Below are 19,205 nucleotides of genomic sequence, written 5' to 3' on the forward strand. Positions count from 1 at the left end.
TAGTTTGTAAATACTATTTTTTTTCTTTTTTACCAGTCAACTTATCAGACAAGGAAGAAAAAGGTAAGTTTTTTCCTGATAATGGAGAGCTAAATTTAGATACTGCTTCTTTATTTTGCAATTCCTCTAAAAGTTTAATACTTAATGAAACTTTCCTTTTCTCGAAATTTAGCTCAGAAATTGCTGCGTCAATCCTTTCTCCACCAACAAATCTTGAAGGTCTCGCATCAGAAGATGCTACAGCTATTTGGGATTTTTTGATAATAAGACTTATATCGCTTCCCTCAGGTTTAACCATTAAACCCTTATTATCCGAGGAAATTACTTTTACCGTAACAGTGTCGTTAACTTTTTTATCTTTAAAGTAGTCGAATGGATCTTTTTGTATCTGCTTCAGGCCAACTCGAACTTTTTGAGTATCTTTTTTTATTTCAAGAACCTTTACTTTCATCTTATCATTTAATTTATAATTTTTAGCTAATTCTTCTGGAACTCCTGTATAACTAAGATCATTAAAATGAAGAAATGCATCAATTTCATAATCATCTAATTTTAAATAAATAGCATACTCATTCATACTACTTATTGTTCCAGTGATCTCTGTACCCACTGGATTATTTTTTTCTATTCGATCAAAAGGGTTTTCTGTTGTCAATCTGTAAGAGATCGCTATCCTTCTTTTTTCTTTATCGATTTCAGTTATCACACAATTAATTTTATCACCAACTTTGAAATATTTTTTTGGAGAAACATTTTTCCTTGACCAACTAATCTCACTTGAGTGAAGTAAAGTTGTAAGCCCTGGTTCTAATTCAGCAAATACACCAAAGTCCATAATTTTGATTACTTTTACCTCATATTTTTTATTTAATTCATAATTTGAAATTCTTTCAAAAGGATCTGGAGAAAGTTGTTTAATACTGCATCCAATTTGTAATTTTTCTTTATCAACCGAAATTACTAAAAGGTCATGCTTATCACCAATGTTAAATACTTCCTCAGGATGATTTATCCTAGAATAACTAATCTCTTGTAAATGAACGAGGCAATCTAGTTCATTGTTCGCATTGAAAAAACAACCAAACGAACTGTAACCTTTTACGACTGCATTTTTAATTATGTCACCTTCTTTATATTTTGCAATAATCTTTGCTTTATCCTCTTTTTTACCTGAAGAAATAATTTGCCTTCTAGATACACAGGCATTCCCCCTTAATTTATCCATTTTAATTAGTGCAAATTTTTGCGGTTCATTCATTAAGTGCGAAATATCTTTAACTGGAATATCAGAAATTTGTGAACCTGGACAAAACATAAGTGAACCGGTATCAATATGTTCAACAATTACACCGCCCTTACACTTACTCGTTATTTTACCCATAATAGGTTCATTATCTTCAAAAGCTTTTACCAAAATATCCCACCCTTTTATTTTTTGGGCTTTGGTTGCTGAGACTACAACTTCACCATTTTTATCTTCTATTCTTTCCAACAATACTTGTATCTTTTCACCAATTTTTAATTTACTTTCTTGACCTATTGTTTTTAACTCATTTATATCAACTAAAGGTTCAGATTTAAGACCCTCTATAAATAAAAATACATATTTTTCACCAACTTTAGTCACAACTCCTTCGATAATTTTTCCCTCTATCAAATTTTTGGTTTTAGATATCTGATTATCTAGAAGTTTTTCGAATTCTTTAGAAGCAGCAGTGTTAGTTTCTTTATATATTTCCATATATTATTAAAAAAAAGCTTTTAGAGAAATTTATTAAATTAATCAAGAAACAAAAAAAAGTTAAATGGCTTAAAAATTCAGCTATTTTAAAGGTTATTTTTTGTTATCTTCATATCATGTAAATCTATAACCAATTTTTCTTAAAATACTTAGAAATGAGGGGAAAGAGCTCATATGTGAATCCATATCATGAATTGTCCAACTTCCACCTAATGTTAAGGCTGCTATCACAGAGGTCATAAAAATTCTATGATCTTTATTGTAGTTATTTATAAGAATTTTTTTGTTTATATGCAGTTTGGGATTTCCAAATATTTTTATTGAATCTTCACTAGATTTTACTTTTACTCCAATTTTTCTAAGTATCATTGTTGCCAACTTTAATCTTGGACTCTCTTTCTTATTTAATTCTTCAAGCTTTTTGAAATTAGATATTCCATCAGCTCTTGATGCCAACAAAAAAATTATCAAAAATTCATCTATTGCATTACTATTAAGTTCAACTGGACAATTTATTGATTTTAAATTTTTTTGACTTTTTACAAAAATATCAGCAACTGGTTCTCCACAAATATTTCTTTTGTTAATAAATTTTACTTTTGCCCCCATTCTGTTAACAATCTTAATGAATCCTGTTCTAGAGGAATTTATATTCACATTTTTTATTTTAAGCCTAGAATTTTTAGAAAGAAGAGTTAGTACTACAAAAAAAGCACTTGAGCTTATATCACCTGGAATAACGTATTCAAAAGATTTAAATTGTTTTTCACCTACCACTTCAATTTTATCTACTTTTTTTTTATTTATCACTTTTAGGGGCAAATTTAAATTTTTCAAAAATAATTCAGTATGATTTCTCGATTTTTTTGCAGTAACAATTGTTTTCCCGGGCGTATTTAAAGCCGCTAAAATAACTGAACTTTTACATTGAGCAGACCCTTTTGTTTCAAAATAATTAATTGGTTTTAAATACTCAGAACCTATAATTTTAAGAGGAAGATTTTTTATGTTTTTTGAAACAAATTTTGCACCAAATTTTTCTAATGGATCTACAATCCTTTGAAAATCTCGTCTTGAAAGACTTTCGTCTCCTACAATTTTTATTGCGTAAGGAGATTTGACCAATAGACCAAGCAAAAGTCTTGCGAAAGTTCCCGAGTTTCCCGCGTCTATGACTATATTTTTTTTATAATTAAAACCGTTTAATCCATTTCCATGAAGATAACAGATTTTTTTTTTAAAAAATATTTTAATACCTAACTTTCTTAGACCATTTATTGTACTTAAGATATCCTCTGACTTAGGCAAGTTATTTATTTTACATATTCCGTACGATTGCGAACCTATTAACAGCGACCTTATAGATAAACTTTTATCTCCATCAACGCTTATAACCTTATTAAAATCTTTTATTCTTTTTTTGATGACTATTTTAACCATTTAAAATTAATTAAATTTAAAAGAGTCGCCAAAATAAGCAGTTTTGGCATTTTGATTTTGTATCAGTTCAGTAGGGGTGCCTTTTGCAATTACTTTCCCTTCAGACAGTACCATTGCAACATCAACACAAGTCAACAAATCTCTGGCTTGATGGTCACATATACATATTGTAATCTGGTTTTCAAATTGTAGGTTGACTATTATTTGTTGCAACATTTTTATTGTCATAACGTCAAGTGCTGCAAAGCACTCATCAAGCAAAAGTAACTCTGGGTCACCTAACAAGGCCATTGCAATGACTAATTTTTTTTTTTGTCCTCCAGATAAAAATTTTGCTTTGATATCTCTAATTTGACTTAAGTCAAATTTTGATATTAAATAATTAATTCTTTCAGCTCTTTTTCTTTGATCATTTACAAGAATTTCTGCAACAGCCTTTAAATTTTCATATAATGTTAAATCATAAAAGTAGCCACCATATTGAGGAACATATCCAATTTTAAATTTTGATGTTCTCATAAATATTGGATACTCATTTACTTTTTCGTTCTTTATAATTATATCGCCCTTATTTGGCTTTATTAGACCAGTAACCAGATTAAAAATTGTTGATTTGCCAACTCCATTCGGCCCTAGCATTCCGAAAATTTCTCCTTGATTTATTTCGAAACTAATGTTTTCTAAAATCTGTCTGTTTTGAAAAGATAAACTTATATTCTGTAATTTTAATATAGGCTTTTTTTGTTTAAAGCTTTTAATACGAAACTTTTTAATTATTGCCATTATTTATTATACTCCTTACTAGAATATTATTGTTTGCGTCGTTCATTTGTATTTTTGTATTCTTATTTATTAAGTTTATAAATACTCTATCCGCAGTTAAATTTGATAAAGTACTCTTATATTCTACATTATCATACAATGATGCTGTTTGTTCATTAAAAGATAGATACATATTATCAGATTTAATCACATGATTAACATACAACAATTCTACTGAACCGCTAAAACTTGTATTATTATTATCATCATCATACTCTGCCTTTTTTGAGCTAATAAAGATCTTTTCTCCATTCAATAAATAAATTATAGCTGTTACTTTATCCATTAATATTAAATTTGATTTATCTGGACTAATAATACCATATTCAGATTTTATTTCGTATTTATTACCTTTATTATCCTCAGAATAATAAAACATTTCTTTAATTAAATCATCAGTGCCTTGTACAGTATTCACTTCTGTTTTTTCCTTATCGTTTTCTGTTATCTTCGTTTTAGAGCTACTAAAATAATATATATAGATAAAGATTATTATAAAAATTACTAAAAATATAAGAGAGATTTGAATATAAATTTTTTTATTCATTTATTGAATGTTATTTTCTAAAATATTATGAATATGAATTATACCAATGGTTCTATTTTTGCTTTTTCCTTGATGCACACACAAAGAAGTAATTCTTTTTGAGTTCATTAATGAGAGGGCTTTTGCAGCTAAAACTTCTTTATCTATAGATATGGGGTTTTTTGTCATGACGTTTTTAACTTTAAGATTATCCAAATTTCCTTTTTTTTCACTTACCCTTCTAATTTGACCATCTGTTATAATACCATTTGTCTTTTTAGCATTATTTTGAACAACCAATACACCCAGTTTTTTTTTAGTAATAATCTTTAAAGCAGTTTGCATTTTAATATTTTCATTTATAAATGGAATTTTTTTGCCTTTAAGCATCAAATCATCCACCGTTTTAAGTTTAGCACCTATGCTTCCAGAAGGATGGAATTTTTTAAATTCTTTTTCTCCAAATTTTTTTTGTTTCATTGTTGAGATAGCTATGGCATCTCCAATAGCAAGCTGCATTATGGTTGAAGAAGTTGGCACTATATTACCAGGCCCAGCCTCCTTAACTTCTGGTAATAAAATCTTAATGTCTGAGTTTTTGTAAAGTAATGAATTTTTTTTTGAGACTACACCTATTAATATAATATTTTTATTTCTATTAGCGTGCTGTATTATATTTTTTAATTCCACAGACTCTCCACTATTGCTAATTAGTATTAGAACATCATTAGAGCTTATTTGACCTAAGTCACCATGGGAACATGAGCTAGCATCAACAAAAAAAGAAGGAGTTCCAACGGATGAAAGTGTAGAGGATATTTTTTTTGCTATTATTCCTGATTTTCCAACACCTGATAATATTATTTTACCCTTTTTACAATTAGTTATAGCCTCTATTACCTTATAAAAATTTTTACCAATTGATCGCCTTAATTTTTGCAAAGATTTTATTTCATATAAAATAACTTCTTGAGCAATTTTCTTAAATTTATTACTTTGCATTAGTGTGACCAGATATCATCAGGAAAACATTCCAAATCTAAATTTACTCTAGTGTTTAAATATTTTAAACAATCTTTATAAAGATTTATACGATTTTCTCTAATAAGCATTCTATTTAGAGCATCATTTATTTTATGTAAATATACAACATCATTTGCACAATATTTAATTTGAGCAGATGATAACTCACCTCCAAAATCTGAACTTTGATACTGCTTGCTAATGTCCAAACCAATAAATTCTTTAACTAAGTCTTTTAACCCATGTTTATCGGTATATTTCCTAATAAGTTTTGATTGAAGTTTGGTATCTTCAATATTATCAACATTAATTTTTAAATATTTTTTAATAAAAACCAAATCAGATCTAGCATAATGAAATATTTTGATTTTCGATTTATCTGATAAAATCTTTTTTAAATTTGGGGCATCATATTTAGACCTATCCAATTGAATTATATGGGCATCAGAGTTACCAGAGGAGATTTGAACAAGGCATAATTTATCTCTCATAAAATTTAGTCCCATAAATTCGCAATCTATAGCAATCTTATTGCCAAATTCTAAATCTTTTGGTAAATCATTTTTGTGAAGCTTTACATCCATAATAACATTTATAATTAGTTTATATATGAAACCAAAAAATTGTCTAATTTTTGGCGCCAGTGGTCAAATTGGTAGAAACTTAATTAGAGGGCTCACCAAGAAAAATCTAAAAGTTACTGCTGTCACAAGAAATTTACATCAAAAGGGCTATGTATTAAAAACACAAGGAAATCCAGGCTATCTAGATATTGTAGAAACAAGCATTTTTAATCTCGAAAAAATTGAGGAACTTATAAAGAAAGCAGATGTATGCATAAATTTAGTTGGTATTTTGTTTGAGAAAGGCCCAAACAATTTTAATAATATACATGAAAAGTTTCCAAATATCTTAGCTGAGATTTGTAAAAAATATAGAACAAGTAAATTTATTCATCTCTCTGCCTTAGGTATTGAAAATGCAGTAAATTCAAAATATGCATCGAGCAAATTAAAAGGTGAAATTGCAGTCAGGGAAAAATTTAAAGACGCAATTATTTTAAAACCATCTATCGTTTATTCTGTTGATGATAATTTTACAACCATGTTAATGGGTTTACTCAACTTGTCACCGATTTTCCCCTTATATTACGGGGGCAAAACTAAATTTATGCCTTTACATTGTATCGATTTATGTAATTTAATTTTAGACTTAATTGAAAACGATATCAATATTATCAAAGATAAAACAATAGAGGTGGTTGGACCTGAGGAATTAACTTTTAAACAAATTGTTGAAAAATTACTCAAATTGATTGAAAAAAAAAGATTATTTGTACCAGTACCAATATTCATTGCAAATGTGATGGCAACTTTTTTTCAGATTTTACCTAAACCACTGATCACGAAGGATCAAATAAAATTACTTTATTACCATAATGTCCCGTCAGGAAAATACAAAACTAACTTTGATATAGGCAAAAACTTTAAGCTAAATTTTGAGGAAGAGGTAGAAAAATATTGTTATACTTGGAAAGAAACGGGACAATATGCAAAAAAAAATATTGATTAAAAAATGATTGCTTGGTTTGTTTACATTATTGTATTTTTTATTTTACTATTTGTTTTGTATTTGGGATTGATTGGGGTTAAAATAGGCTTAAAGGCAAAAAATAATAATAAGTTAATAAAATTAAAACGTAATAACAAATCTTCAAAACATGTATCGATTGAAAAAAAAAATAAATAAATCTTTATAGAATTAATTAATCGATAAAAAGAGTTTAGTGCCGTGAAAAAATATTATTAAGCTGACTTAATTTTTTTTTGAATAAATTTTGGCACCTCACTATCTTTATCAACAATTTCTTCCTTTTTATTTTTTGGTTGAAATGCGTATAACAAGTGAAGCTTACAATAAGAAAAATCCTTTAATGAAGTCCTTCCACAAAAATAAAAATTTTCTTCGTTAGGGTGTCCTATGGGCCATTTGCAAGAATTTTCATCAAGTTCCTCAAGTTGCTTTGGATTTTCCGGCTCAAAATCTTTTTCAATAACTAAAGATTTGAATTTTCCTCTTCGTGCTTTTTTATTTAATTGCAAATTTTTTGTTTTATTTTTTGACTGGTTAGATGACCCTTTTTTTGTAAAAATTTTTCCTGATAAATTTAATCTGTGCGCTTTACCAATCACAGCGTTTCTGCTGACTCCACCTAATATTTCAGCGATCTGACTTGCTGTATTACCTCTACCCCAAAGTTCTTTTAACTTATTAACTTTTTCATCTGTCCAACTCATTAAACTATATTTTGTTATTTTATATTAGTTAGATACAATATATAGCTTAGGTAAATTTAATATTATAACAAGCATAATATTTTATTTTCTAAAAATTTTTTTAAATTATTAACAATTATATTTATGGTTGAATTAAATAGTAAATACAAAATTGGAAAAAGAAGATTTGGATTAATAAATTGGATAGGTTTTTATTCTTTATACAAAAAAGAAACTCTACGATTTTTAATTGTGTTTGGTCAAACAATTGCAGGACCTGTGTTAACAGGAATTCTATTTTTGATTGTAATATCTATTGCATGGGGTGATGATAGGGGGGTGGTTTTAGGCTTACCTTTTATAGAATTCTTAGCCCCTGGACTTATATCCATGCAAGTAATCCAACAAGCTTTCTCACACTCCTCATCGTCTATACTAATGGGTAAAGTTATGGGAAATATTGTTGATTTAATTGGAAGTCCATTGTCTGCTGCAGAAGTTACCTTGGCTATTGTTTTGGCATCAGTTACAAGATCATTTATTATTTGTATAGCATCAATAATTTGCTTCAACTTATTGGTAGATGTAAAAGTATTAAATTATTATTATTTTTTTGCCTTCTTAATATTTTCATCTTTTTTTATGGGCTCATTAGGTTTCATAGCTGGTATCTGGGCAGAAAAATTTGATAATATGGCGACAGTTACTAATTTTATTATAGTACCGTTATCTTTTTTATCTGGTGCATTTTACTCAATCCAAAGATTACCAGATTTCTTGAAATCAATCAGTAATTACAACCCTTTTTTTCATATGATAGATGGATTAAGATTCTCTATGATAGGAACTAGCGATGGGTCAACAATATTTGGGTTATTGTATTTACTATTTTTTAATTTAATCTTCTGGTGTACTGCATATTATTTATACAAAAAAGGTTATAAAATAAAATCATGAGTTATTTAGCAAAAAATTATAATAGAAAAAAAATTTCTTTTAAATTTGGAAAAGGCAGTTATTTGTTTTCAACTGACAAAAAAAAATATCTTGATTTTGTTCAGGGTATAGCTGTAAATTCTTTGGGACATTCACACCCTAAACTTATTAAAACAATTAAAATCCAATCCAAGAAGCTTTGGCATGTTTCAAATGCTTTTCAAATTCCAGAAGGTGAAAAACTTGCTGAAAAGCTATGTAAAAAAACTTTTGCAGACTTTGTAATGTTTCAAAATAGTGGTGCGGAGGCAACTGAGGCTGCTGTTAAAGTTGCAAGAAGATATTTTTATTCAATAGGAAAACCAAAAAAAAATAGAATATTATGTGTAAAGAATTCATTTCATGGAAGAACATTGGCTGCAATTTTTGCTAGTGGATCAAAAAAAATGACAGAGGGATTTGGTCCTAAAATACCAGGTTTTGACCATTTTAGATTTGGAAATCATGATTCTTTAAAAAAAAAAATAAACAAGAATACTGCCGCAATAATGGTGGAAACTGTTATGGGAGAGGGAGGAATTAAAGTGATACCTGATTGGTGTTTGAGAGAATTAAGACAATTGTGCAATAAAAAAAAAATTTTATTAATTCTTGATGAAGTACAATGTGGAGTAGCAAGATCTGGTGATTTTTTTGCTTTTGAAAAATCCAAGGTAAAACCAGACATTGTTCCAATTGCTAAAGGAATTGGAGGAGGATTTCCCATAGGAGCAGTTTTAATGAACAAAAAAGTTGCATCAGGCATGATTGCTGGCTCTCATGGCTCAACCTTCGGAGGAAATCCTTTAGCTATGACTGTTGGCAATACAGTTATGGATATAGTTTCAAAAAAAAGTTTTTTAAATAACATAAAAAAATTGTCTAAATATTTTTTAGAAAAATTGAATAATATTAAATCTAAACACCCAGATATCATAAAAGAAATAAGAGGAAGAGGATTATTGATTGGTATTCAACTTCATAATAATCCAACTTTATTTATAAAAAAATTAATGGACCATAGATTATTAACTATTCGTGCTGCTGAGAATGTTATTCGAATATTACCCCCTTTAAATGTCAAAAAAAAAGAAATAGACATTGCAGTAAAAATCATCTCCAAAGTTTGTAAAGATCTTAAGTAAGATGAATCATTTTATAAATTTAAAAGATATTAAAACCAAAGATCTCAGAAAAATTATCTTAGATGCTAAAAAAAGAAAAAATTTAAGAAAGACATTAAATACATTAGAAGTTGATAAAGGATCTCCTCTTAAAGGTAAAATATTAGTACAGATGTTTGAAAAACCAAGTTTAAGAACTCGACTAAGTTTTTATTTAGCGATCAAACAATTGGGTGGTGGTACAATTACTTTGAGATCAAATGAACTACATCTTGGACAGGGGGGAGAAAGTATAGCAGATACAGCTAAAATTTTGTCTACATATGGTGATGGATTTATGCTTAGAACTGATGATGATGAAAAAGTAGAAAATTTCAAAAAATATTTATCAATACCAGTAATTAATGGTTTAAGCCCATCGTCTCATCCAACACAAGTACTATCAGATATCTTCACAGTTGAAGAAATTAAAAAAAAATCTATTTCAAATTTAGATATCTGCTGGATTGGAGACTCAAATAATGTTTTAAATAGTTTAATTGCAGCCTCTGTAAAATTTTCATTTAATTTACGAATAGGCTGCCCTAAAAAGTTTAAACCAAATTTAGATGTTTTAGATTGGGTTAAAAAAAATAAGAAAAAAATATATATTTATGAAGACCCAAAAAAAGCAGCTTTAAATGCTGATGTAATATTTTCTGATAAAGTTATATCTCTTAATGATAAAGTTAATAAAAAAAAAAAATTAAAAGAATTTAAAAACTTTAAAATTGACAAGAAATTATTTAGCTATGCAAAAAAAGATTGTATTTTTTTACATTGCTTACCTCGTGGTAATGAAGTTACAGATGAAATTTTTTTAGGTAAAAGATCTTGCGTTTGGCAACAAGCTTTAAATAGAGTTCACGTCCAAAAAAGTATATTATTATATTGTTTTGGAAAATTAAGGTAAAGGTAGTGGATTATCTGAATATTTATTTAGATATAAAATAACTGAAGCTCTATCTTTTTCTTTTCTTAATCCAGCGTAAGCCATTTTTGTACCTTTGATCCATTTTTGGGGTTTTATCAAAAAACCGTTAAGTTCTTCAAAAGACCAATTTTTTTTGTATTCGACTAATGCTTTTGAATATTTATAATCTCCCACAGCTGCAATTTTTCTACCTACCACATTATATAATGCTGGTCCGATTTTATTACCTCCACCGGCTTCGATTGAATGACAAGCTGAACATTTTTTAAAAACCTTTTCACCATGAGTGATATCACCTAACGCCATAAGAGCCGAGATATCAACTTTATCATCAGCTTTCATGGTACTTTCCTCACTTATTTGTTTGGCACCATCATCGGGAAGCTCTACTTTATAAGCAGAGCTATCTAATTTATCTACTTTAAATATGATATTTGAAATTTTACTAATACCAATTATTAATAGTGCTACGAGTAGTATTGAAGCAATAATTTTGTTTATCTCAAACGAGTCCATTATTCTGTGTATAAATAACGTATAACATGTTAATTGAAAAAAATGCTAATTAAAAAAAAGTTTGCGTCTCATAGACGCACAAATTTTACAATTTATGTCTAAAACTATCGTTATAATACCATCAAGATTAAGCGCAACTCGCCTTCCTAATAAACCTTTGCTAAAAATAGGCAATTTATCAATAATTCAGCATGTTTATAAAAGAGCAATAGAGTCTAAAGTTGGCGAGGTCTATGTAGCCACAGGAGATAAGGAAATTGCAAATGAGATTTTAAAAATAAAAGGTAAATTTATTTTAACCAAAAAAAAACACAAAACTGGCACAGATAGAATATTTGAAGCATATAAAAAAATCAGTAAAAAATTCAATTGTGAATATATTATTAACCTTCAAGGAGATGAACCTTTTATCAATCCTAAAGATATTGTTAATTTAAATAATAATATAATTTCAAAAAATTCAGATATTGGTACGCTCGGAAACAAAATTAACAAGGTTGATTTTATAGATAAAAGTATTGTTAAAGTAATTACCAATAACAACATAGAAAAAAAAAAAATATCTAGAGCAAAAAAATTTTTAAGGAAATGCAAACATTCCAAAAAAAATATTTATGGTCATATTGGGATTTATCAATTTAGGACATCCATTTTAAAAAAATTTGTAAATTTAAAACAATCCAAGAATGAAATTAAACATAGACTTGAACAGTTAAGAGCTATTGAAAATGGTATTAATATTGATGTTGTATATAGTAAAAATAAGTTTTTTGGTATTGATACAGTTGAGGATTATGTGGAAATAAAAAAAATTATGGAATATAAAATCAAGAAATTATGAAAATTGTTTATCAAGGATCTCCCGGTGCCTATTCCCATTTAGCTGCGAAGAAAATTTATCCAGAATATGAGTTCGTAGCTTATAATACTTTTGAAGATTGTTTTAAGCATTGTAATGAAAATGAAGAACATAAAACAATAATACCAGTAGAAAATTCTATAGCAGGAAGGGTTGCTGACATTCAGTATTTGATTAATAAATACAAACTACAAATTTACGCGGAACATTTTCAGGAAATAAAACACAATTTAATGATTTTAAAAAATAATGAACTTAAAAACGTTAAGTCAGTGAGGTCACATTCTCAAGCAATTTCTCAATGTCGAAAATTAATCAATTCCAATAAATTTGAACCTATAATTGCTGCCGATACTGCAGGTAGCGCAAAGTATATTAGTGAAAAAAAAATTCACAGTGAAGCTGCTATTGCATCAGAACTTGCTGCTAAAATTTATGACTTAAAAATTGTAAAAAAAAATATTGAGGATAATCGAAGTAATGTGACCAGATTTTTAATAATGGGCAAGAAGAAATCTCATCCAGAATTTGAAAATAAAAATTATATTACAAGTTGTATATTTAAAGTCAAAAATAAACCTGCTGCCTTGTACAAATGTCTAGGTGGTTTTGCAACCAACAATGTTAATTTAAGTAAGTTAGAGAGCTTTTCAGACCAAAATAGTTTTGAACAATATTTGTTTATTTGTGATATGTACGGCCACATTGAAGATCCAAAAATCCAGAAATCTTTAGAAGAACTAGGTTTCCACACAGTCAATCTGGATATACTTGGTGTTTATGAAGCAAGCGATTACAGAAATATTTAATATTTCAAAACTTTTATTGTAGACTAGAAAATATAACTGTTATAATAAATTGGGGCCAATCAGGTGGTATTACCATAAACTCCCCCAGACTTGAAAAAGAGCAAGGGTAATGAGTATTCTCCAGGTTGGTTGGTCCCTTTGAAATGAGCACTAACAAAACAGTATTAGCAATAAAGTACAGACCTCAAGTTTTTGATGAGCTAGTTGGTCAAAGTATAATTGTAGAAACAATAAGAAAATCTATTTCATTAAACAAAATTCCTAACGCATTTTTATTCACAGGTATTAGAGGTGTTGGAAAAACTACAATTGCTAGAATTTTAGCGAAAGCACTTAATTGTGCAGATCCAAAAAAAAATAATTGCTTAAATAATTGTTGCAGTAATTGTTCTCAAATCAGTGAGTCGAGGCATATTGATGTTCTTGAAATGGATGCAGCAAGCAAAACAGGTGTAGATGATGTTAGAGACCTTATTGAATTTTCAAGATACGGACCAACATCTTCTAAGTATAAAATATTTATAATTGACGAAGTTCATATGCTCAGCAAGCAAGCATTCAATGCTTTATTGAAAACTCTAGAGGAGCCACCAGAGTATTTAAAATTTATTTTTGCAACTACTGAAGTTAACAAAATACCTGTAACAGTGCTTTCCAGATGCCAAAGATTCGATTTATTGAGAATCAGTTTTGATGAATTATTAACCTTCTTAAAAAAAGTAACTTTGTTAGAAAAAAAGGAATTAGATGAAGAAATATTAAAACTCGTAGTAAAAATATCAGAAGGTTCTGTTAGAGATTCTTTGTCTTTACTCGACAGGGTATTTTTAAGTGATAACGATAACGGCAAAAAACTTAACTTAAAGTCAGTACAAAAAATTTTTGGTTACTTTGGTAAAGGTTACCTTTTAGATCTGATTATTGAAATATTTAAAGGTAATGAGAAAAAAGTTTTAGAATTATATAAGAATATCTATAATCAAGGAGTAGAACCAAAATTGTTTATCAACGATTTTCTTGAGATAATATATTATTTAAAAAACAACCAAAATATAGATAATTTAAGTTCATCTTTAGATTTTACAGACTCAGATTTTGAAAGAATAAAGAATTTATCAAATAGTGTTGATAATAGATCATTACTTTTATTTTGGGAATATTCTGTCAATATATTAAGTGAAATCAATTTGGTCTCTAACCAACATTTGGCTGTGGAAATGTTTTTAATCAGATTGATGTATTTAAAAAAAGAAGTTTTGGGCACATCAGATAATTCAATATTATCAAATGATGGGAATAAAAATAAAGATCAAATAAATGAAAATTATGTAAAGAATTTATATAAAGATATAAACAATAATAAAACAATTGATCAAATTAAATTTTCTTCTCAAGAAGAGGAAAAAATTTCGATAGATGATAAAAAGATCTCAAATAAAACAGAGATAAATTCTTTTTCTGATTTAATATCAGTTTGTGTTTCCAAAAAGGAGATCGAGCTAAAGTATGAATTAGAAAATAATGTTAATTTAATTAGCTTCAAAAATAATAATATTGAAATTTCATTCAATGATAATCTAAATAAAAATTTTATTAAAAATTTAACAACTAAACTACTAAACTGGACAGGAGAGAGATGGATTATAACGTTATCAAAAAAAACTGGATTAAAAACTATGAAAGAAATGGAAGTTCAAAACAATAATAATAAATTAGATGATTTAAAAAATTCTGAATTATTTAAAGAAGCAATCAATTTATTTCCAGACTTAGAAATTGTTAATATTAAAGATATAAAGGAAGATAGTAGTGACTGACTTTAATAAAATTTTAGAAAAAGCAAAAGAGATAGAATCAAAAGTTAAAGAAAGTCAGGAGAAAATTAAAAATATTAAAGCCGAGGGATCTTCTGGTGGAGGTGAGGTTACTGTAGTTTTAAATGGAGATGGTGAAATTGAAAATTTATTTATTTCAGATAGACTGTTTAAAGATGATAAGTCTTTGTTAGAAGACTTAATAATTGCAGCACACAATAATGCAAAAAATAATCTTAAATCCAAGACCTCTGATGAACTTTCAAAAGTAACAGGAGGCTTTGGAATACCAGGTTTCAAATGGCCATTATAAAAAATTATGGAACTTAAGGAAATTGAGGATCTAATAAAGGCTGTATCTAAATTTCCAGGATTAGGCCCTAAGTCTGCAAAAAGAATTATATTAAAATTAATAAATAACAAAAATGAGTTAATGAAACCTACGATAAATGCTTTATTGGATGTTTATAAAAATATATCAAGATGTAATTATTGTGGAGTATTAAAATCCTCAAAAGACGAATGTAATAACTGTAGGAACTTACAAAAAAAATTTTCAAAGATCTGTGTAGTTGAAAATATTGCAGATCAATGGAGTATCGAAAGTACTAATATATTTAGTGGTTATTTCCACATTCTTGGTGGGACAATCTCTGGGAGTGTAGATAAAAATCAAAGAATACTTATAGAATCTCTAATCGAGAGAGTTAAAAAGCAAAATATTGAGGAGGTTATTGTAGCTACAAGTGCAACAGTTGAAGGTCAAACTACAGCTTATTATATTGAAGAAACTCTCAAAAATTTAAATGTAAAAATTTCTAAATTAGCTCAAGGTCTACCAGTAGGCGGTGAAATAGAAAGTTTGGATGATGGTACATTATTTTCTGCATTTAAAAATAGAACAGAGCTTTAATTTTTTTTTAAATATCTGTTATAATGTAATAATGGTTCTGTATAACCAGATGGTTGATCCTTACCTTTAAATATTAAATCGCATGCCGTTTTAAAAGCAATAGATTTTTCAAAATTTTTTGACATCTTTTCATAGTTTGAGTCATTCTTATTTTGATCGTCTACTATTTTGGCCATTTTCTTCAATGTCTCTAAAACTTGAAACGTAGTGCATATGTTATGATGAAGCCAATTAGAAATGTGTTGTGAGGATATTCTTAAAGTTGCCCTATCTTCCATTAATCCAATATTATTGATATCAGGAACTTTTGAACAGCCAACTCCACTATCAATCCATCTTACAACATAACCCAAAATTCCTTGACAATTATTTTCTAACTCATTTCTGATATCATCTACATTCCAAATTGGATTTTGTATGATAGGTATAGATAGTAATCCGTTTAAATCGAATTTTATTTTATTTTTAATTTTTTTTTGAACATCAAAAACATTTATTTTATGATAATGCATAGCATGCAAGGTTGCTGCAGTTGGTGACGGTGTCCAAGCACAATTTGCACCAGATTTTGGATGATTAATTTTTTGCACTAACATATTCTGCATTTTATCTGGAGCTGCCCACATACCTTTTCCAATTTGGGCTTTTCCTGAAAAACCACACTCTAATCCTATCTTTACGTTATTATTTTCATATGCTTTGATCCATTTCGAATTTTTCATATCACCTTTTTTCATCATAGGGCCTGCTTCCATTGATGTATGCATTTCATCTCCAGTTCTATCAAGAAATCCTGTGTTAATAAAAACCACTCTTTTTTTTACTCTCTTAATACATTCCTTAAGATTTGAGCTTGTTCTTCTTTCCTCATCCATTATGCCAATCTTCACTGTGTTTCTTTTAAGATTTAAAACATCTTCAACTTTAGAAAATATTTCATCGGCAAATGATACTTCATCTGGACCATGCATTTTAGGTTTCACAATATAGATAGAACCTGTCCTGGAATTTTTTTTTCTATTTAAATCGTGAAGGCAAGCAGCTGATGTCATGAATGCATCTAAAATTCCTTCCGGAATTGGGGATTTATCTGAAAAAAGGATAGCAGGGGTCTTCATTAAATGTCCAACATTTCTATTTAGTAATAAAGCTCTTCCATGCAATCTAAGATTTTTTCCATTTGAAGAAATATAGTTTCTATCTGAATTTAAAAATCTTTCATATTTTTTTCCTAATTTTTCAAATTTTACTTTAAGGTCACCTTTCATTAGTCCTAACCAGTTTCTGTATCCTAAGACTTTGTCTTCAGCATCAACAGCTGCTACACTGTCTTCATGGTCTATAATTGTGGAAACTGCAGACTCTATTACTAAATCACTAAGACCTATAGGATCATTATTAGCACTAAAAGCATAAGGATTTATAATTAACTCAACATGTAGATTGTTATTGACCAATAAAACCCCTTTTAATTTTTTTTTGTCTGATCTATGTCCTTTATATTGTTTAATGTTTTTAAGTTTAATATTTTTATTATCAATTTTTAACACAAGTTTGTTTGCGATTATCTTTAAAGTGTTAACTTTCTTCCAGGATCCATTTTTCAATGGAAATATTTCATCAAGGAATTCTCTACAGTATCTAATTACTTTTCCACCTCTTACAGGATTGTATCTGTTGTCTAATTTTTCCGAACCAATTGCGTCAGTCCCATAAAGTGCATCATACAGACTTCCCCATCTAGCATTTGCTGCATTTAGAGCGTATCTGGCATTAGATACGGGAACTACTAACTGTGGACCAGGTATCCTTGCAATTTCATCATCAACATTTTTAGTCTGAATTTTAAAGTTAGTAGTTTTTTTCTTTAAGTATCCAATTTCTACAAGAAACTTTTTGTATTTGTTAAGATTAAATTTTTTTCCTTTATTTCTTAAATGCCACCAATTTATCGAATTTTGAAGATCCTTTCTTATTTTGATTAAATTTTCGTTTTTTTCTCTTAAATTATACAAAGTTTTTTCTAAACCAGACCAAAATTGTTTTGGTTTAATTTTGGTTTTTCTTAAAAGCTCATTGAGGACAAAATTATATAAATTCTTACTTACAAATAATCTTCCTACAGATTTATATTTATTTTTTATTTTATCCATCGTTTTATAATATTTTATTTAATTCAATATTTACAAGGATAATTTCTGATAATATTGTCATGATCATTTTGTTGCCTTTTTTTATAATATAATGAATATTATTATACATGAAAAACTATTTAAATTTCGAAAACGATATAAAAGATATTGAATTAGAGATAGAAAAATTACAAGATCCTTACAACAATGAGGGCATATCAACTGTTGATACTGGTAAAATTGACAAATTACAATCAGATCTGGATAAAAAACTCAGGGATGTTTATTCAAATCTTGACCCTTGGCAAACAACTTTGGTTGCTCGACATGAGGACAGGCCTAAATCAAAATTTTTTATAGATAATTTATTTGAAAATTTTTTTCCTTTACAAGGAGATAGATTGTTTGGTGAGGACAAATCTTCAATAACTGGACTTGCAAATTTTGAGAGGCACTCTGTTATAGTTATTGGACAAGAAAAAGGTGATGATTTAAACACTAGGATTGAGAGAAACTTTGGGATGATGAAGCCAGAAGGATACCGTAAATCTATAAGACTAATGAAAATTGCAGATAAATTTGGACTACCAGTTATAATTTTTATAGATACACCAGGCGCTTATCCAGGCGTTGGTGCTGAGGAAAGAGGTCAAGCAGAAGCGATAGCTAAATCAATTGAGTGTTCTTTATCATTAGGAGTACCAACAATTTCAATAATTATAGGAGAGGGAGGATCGGGGGGAGCAATTGCTTTAGCCTCCTCAAATAGAATATTAATGTTTGAAAATGCTATATATTCAGTAATTTCCCCAGAAGGATGCGCTTCTATTCTGTGGAGAGATCCAAAAAAAACTTTAGAGGCAGCAACGGCAATGAAGCTTACATCTAAAGATTTATTAAAATTAAAAATAATTGATGAAATAATTTTAGAGCCGAGTGGTGGAGCTCACAGAGATAAAGATCAAATTCTTAAAGACCTAAAAACTTCAATAAGTAGAAGTTTAAGTGAATTATCGGCAATGTCTAGGGAAGAAATAATAGAACAAAAAAAAAGTAAGTTTTTAAATATTGGAAGAGAAAAAGCCATTTCCAAAAATACTTTATCTTCTGATGATTTGTTCTCTAGCAATAAAAATAAAATACTACATGTGAAAAATAAAATTTTAAATAAAAAAGTTATAATTATTTCTTTAGTTTTTACAATTTTATTTTTGTTTTTATCGTTATTATACTTTAGCTAAAAAACCGCAGCATTTTTTACA

General features: G+C 28.2%; 19 protein-coding genes. 10 read left to right on the plus strand and 9 right to left on the minus strand.

The features are described from left to right. Positions 1-13: 13 nt before the first annotated feature. From AMN80_RS01565 to AMN80_RS01590, 6 genes are all read right to left on the minus strand, one after another. Positions 14-1,741, minus strand: a complete 1,728-nt coding sequence (locus tag AMN80_RS01565; RefSeq protein WP_075520261.1) for a S1 RNA-binding domain-containing protein — start codon at positions 1,739-1,741, stop codon at positions 14-16. A gap of 114 nt (positions 1,742-1,855) precedes the next feature. Next, the gene (aroA, locus tag AMN80_RS01570; RefSeq protein ID WP_082256534.1) at positions 1,856-3,181 is read right to left on the minus strand and encodes a 3-phosphoshikimate 1-carboxyvinyltransferase; all 1,326 of its coding nucleotides are present in this window, start codon (positions 3,179-3,181) and stop codon (positions 1,856-1,858) included. A 6-nt stretch (positions 3,182-3,187) separates the two neighbouring features. Continuing rightward, on the minus strand, positions 3,188-3,964 hold the full coding sequence (locus tag AMN80_RS01575; protein ID WP_075520262.1) for an ATP-binding cassette domain-containing protein: 777 nt from the start codon (positions 3,962-3,964) through the stop codon (positions 3,188-3,190). After that, entirely contained in the window at positions 3,951-4,550 is a 600-nt protein-coding gene (gene lptC, locus AMN80_RS01580; protein ID WP_075520263.1) for an LPS export ABC transporter periplasmic protein LptC, read from the minus strand. Before lptC ends, AMN80_RS01575 begins: the two co-directional genes overlap by 14 nt. After that, positions 4,551-5,531 (minus strand): KpsF/GutQ family sugar-phosphate isomerase, encoded by a 981-nt coding sequence (locus AMN80_RS01585; protein WP_075520264.1) that lies wholly within the window; start codon positions 5,529-5,531, stop codon positions 4,551-4,553. Next, positions 5,531-6,136, minus strand: a complete 606-nt coding sequence (locus AMN80_RS01590; RefSeq protein WP_075520265.1) for a ribonuclease D — start codon at positions 6,134-6,136, stop codon at positions 5,531-5,533. The genes AMN80_RS01585 and AMN80_RS01590 overlap by 1 nt, the downstream gene beginning before the upstream one ends. A 25-nt stretch (positions 6,137-6,161) precedes the next feature. Between AMN80_RS01590 and AMN80_RS01595 the strand changes: the two genes are divergently transcribed. Continuing rightward, complete coding sequence (locus AMN80_RS01595) at positions 6,162-7,124, plus strand: complex I NDUFA9 subunit family protein (RefSeq protein WP_075520266.1); 963 nt, start codon at positions 6,162-6,164, stop codon at positions 7,122-7,124. Positions 7,125-7,357: 233 nt separating this feature from the next. On the opposite strand, the gene AMN80_RS01600 is transcribed toward AMN80_RS01595, so the two are convergent. Then, on the minus strand, positions 7,358-7,849 hold the full coding sequence (locus tag AMN80_RS01600; RefSeq protein ID WP_075520267.1) for a GcrA family cell cycle regulator: 492 nt from the start codon (positions 7,847-7,849) through the stop codon (positions 7,358-7,360). A 123-nt stretch (positions 7,850-7,972) separates the two neighbouring features. On the opposite strand from AMN80_RS01600, the gene AMN80_RS01605 reads away from it, so the two are divergent. Genes AMN80_RS01605 through argF form a run of 3 tightly spaced genes read left to right on the plus strand, consistent with a single transcriptional unit; the run spans position 7,973 to position 10,879 of the window. Then, a complete protein-coding gene (locus tag AMN80_RS01605) occupies positions 7,973-8,785 on the plus strand; it encodes an ABC transporter permease (protein WP_075520268.1) in 813 nt (270 codons plus the stop codon). Continuing rightward, positions 8,782-9,948, plus strand: a complete 1,167-nt coding sequence (locus tag AMN80_RS01610; protein WP_075520269.1) for an aspartate aminotransferase family protein — start codon at positions 8,782-8,784, stop codon at positions 9,946-9,948. The genes AMN80_RS01605 and AMN80_RS01610 overlap by 4 nt, the downstream gene beginning before the upstream one ends. 1 nt (position 9,949) lies before the next feature. Next, on the plus strand, positions 9,950-10,879 hold the full coding sequence (gene argF, locus AMN80_RS01615; protein WP_075520270.1) for an ornithine carbamoyltransferase: 930 nt from the start codon (positions 9,950-9,952) through the stop codon (positions 10,877-10,879). Here the strand turns inward: argF and AMN80_RS01620 are convergent. Beyond that, a complete protein-coding gene (locus tag AMN80_RS01620; RefSeq protein WP_075520271.1) occupies positions 10,871-11,416 on the minus strand; it encodes a c-type cytochrome in 546 nt (181 codons plus the stop codon). The genes argF and AMN80_RS01620 overlap by 9 nt on opposite strands. A gap of 94 nt (positions 11,417-11,510) precedes the next feature. Here AMN80_RS01620 and kdsB point away from each other — a divergent pair, with 94 nt between their 5' ends. The 5 genes from kdsB to recR all read left to right on the plus strand — a co-directional run bounded on the left by kdsB (position 11,511) and on the right by recR (position 15,811). After that, positions 11,511-12,257 carry a 3-deoxy-manno-octulosonate cytidylyltransferase gene (gene kdsB, locus AMN80_RS01625; protein WP_075520272.1) on the plus strand — a complete coding sequence of 249 codons (747 nt, stop codon included), beginning with the start codon at positions 11,511-11,513 and terminating at the stop codon, positions 12,255-12,257. Then, positions 12,254-13,084 carry a prephenate dehydratase gene (pheA, locus tag AMN80_RS01630; RefSeq protein WP_075520273.1) on the plus strand — a complete coding sequence of 277 codons (831 nt, stop codon included), beginning with the start codon at positions 12,254-12,256 and terminating at the stop codon, positions 13,082-13,084. The genes kdsB and pheA overlap by 4 nt, the downstream gene beginning before the upstream one ends. 143 nt (positions 13,085-13,227) lie before the next feature. Beyond that, the gene (gene dnaX, locus AMN80_RS01640) at positions 13,228-14,901 is read left to right on the plus strand and encodes a DNA polymerase III subunit gamma/tau (protein WP_075520299.1); all 1,674 of its coding nucleotides are present in this window, start codon (positions 13,228-13,230) and stop codon (positions 14,899-14,901) included. Beyond that, positions 14,894-15,211, plus strand: coding sequence for a YbaB/EbfC family nucleoid-associated protein (locus tag AMN80_RS01645; protein WP_075520274.1), 318 nt, complete (start codon positions 14,894-14,896; stop codon positions 15,209-15,211). The genes dnaX and AMN80_RS01645 overlap by 8 nt, the downstream gene beginning before the upstream one ends. A 3-nt stretch (positions 15,212-15,214) precedes the next feature. After that, entirely contained in the window at positions 15,215-15,811 is a 597-nt protein-coding gene (recR, locus tag AMN80_RS01650) for a recombination mediator RecR (protein ID WP_102133614.1), read from the plus strand. Here the strand turns inward: recR and AMN80_RS01655 are convergent. Then, complete coding sequence (locus AMN80_RS01655) at positions 15,808-17,964, minus strand: malate synthase G (RefSeq protein WP_075520276.1); 2,157 nt, start codon at positions 17,962-17,964, stop codon at positions 15,808-15,810. The genes recR and AMN80_RS01655 overlap by 4 nt on opposite strands. Positions 17,965-18,071: 107 nt before the next feature. On the opposite strand from AMN80_RS01655, the gene AMN80_RS01660 reads away from it, so the two are divergent. Then, positions 18,072-19,184 (plus strand): acetyl-CoA carboxylase carboxyltransferase subunit alpha, encoded by a 1,113-nt coding sequence (locus tag AMN80_RS01660; protein ID WP_075520277.1) that lies wholly within the window; start codon positions 18,072-18,074, stop codon positions 19,182-19,184. Positions 19,185-19,205: the final 21 nt, after the last annotated feature.

Origin of the sequence: Candidatus Pelagibacter communis (assembly GCF_001179985.1) — a bacterium.
Lineage (GTDB): Bacteria > Pseudomonadota > Alphaproteobacteria > Pelagibacterales > Pelagibacteraceae > Pelagibacter > Pelagibacter ubique_J.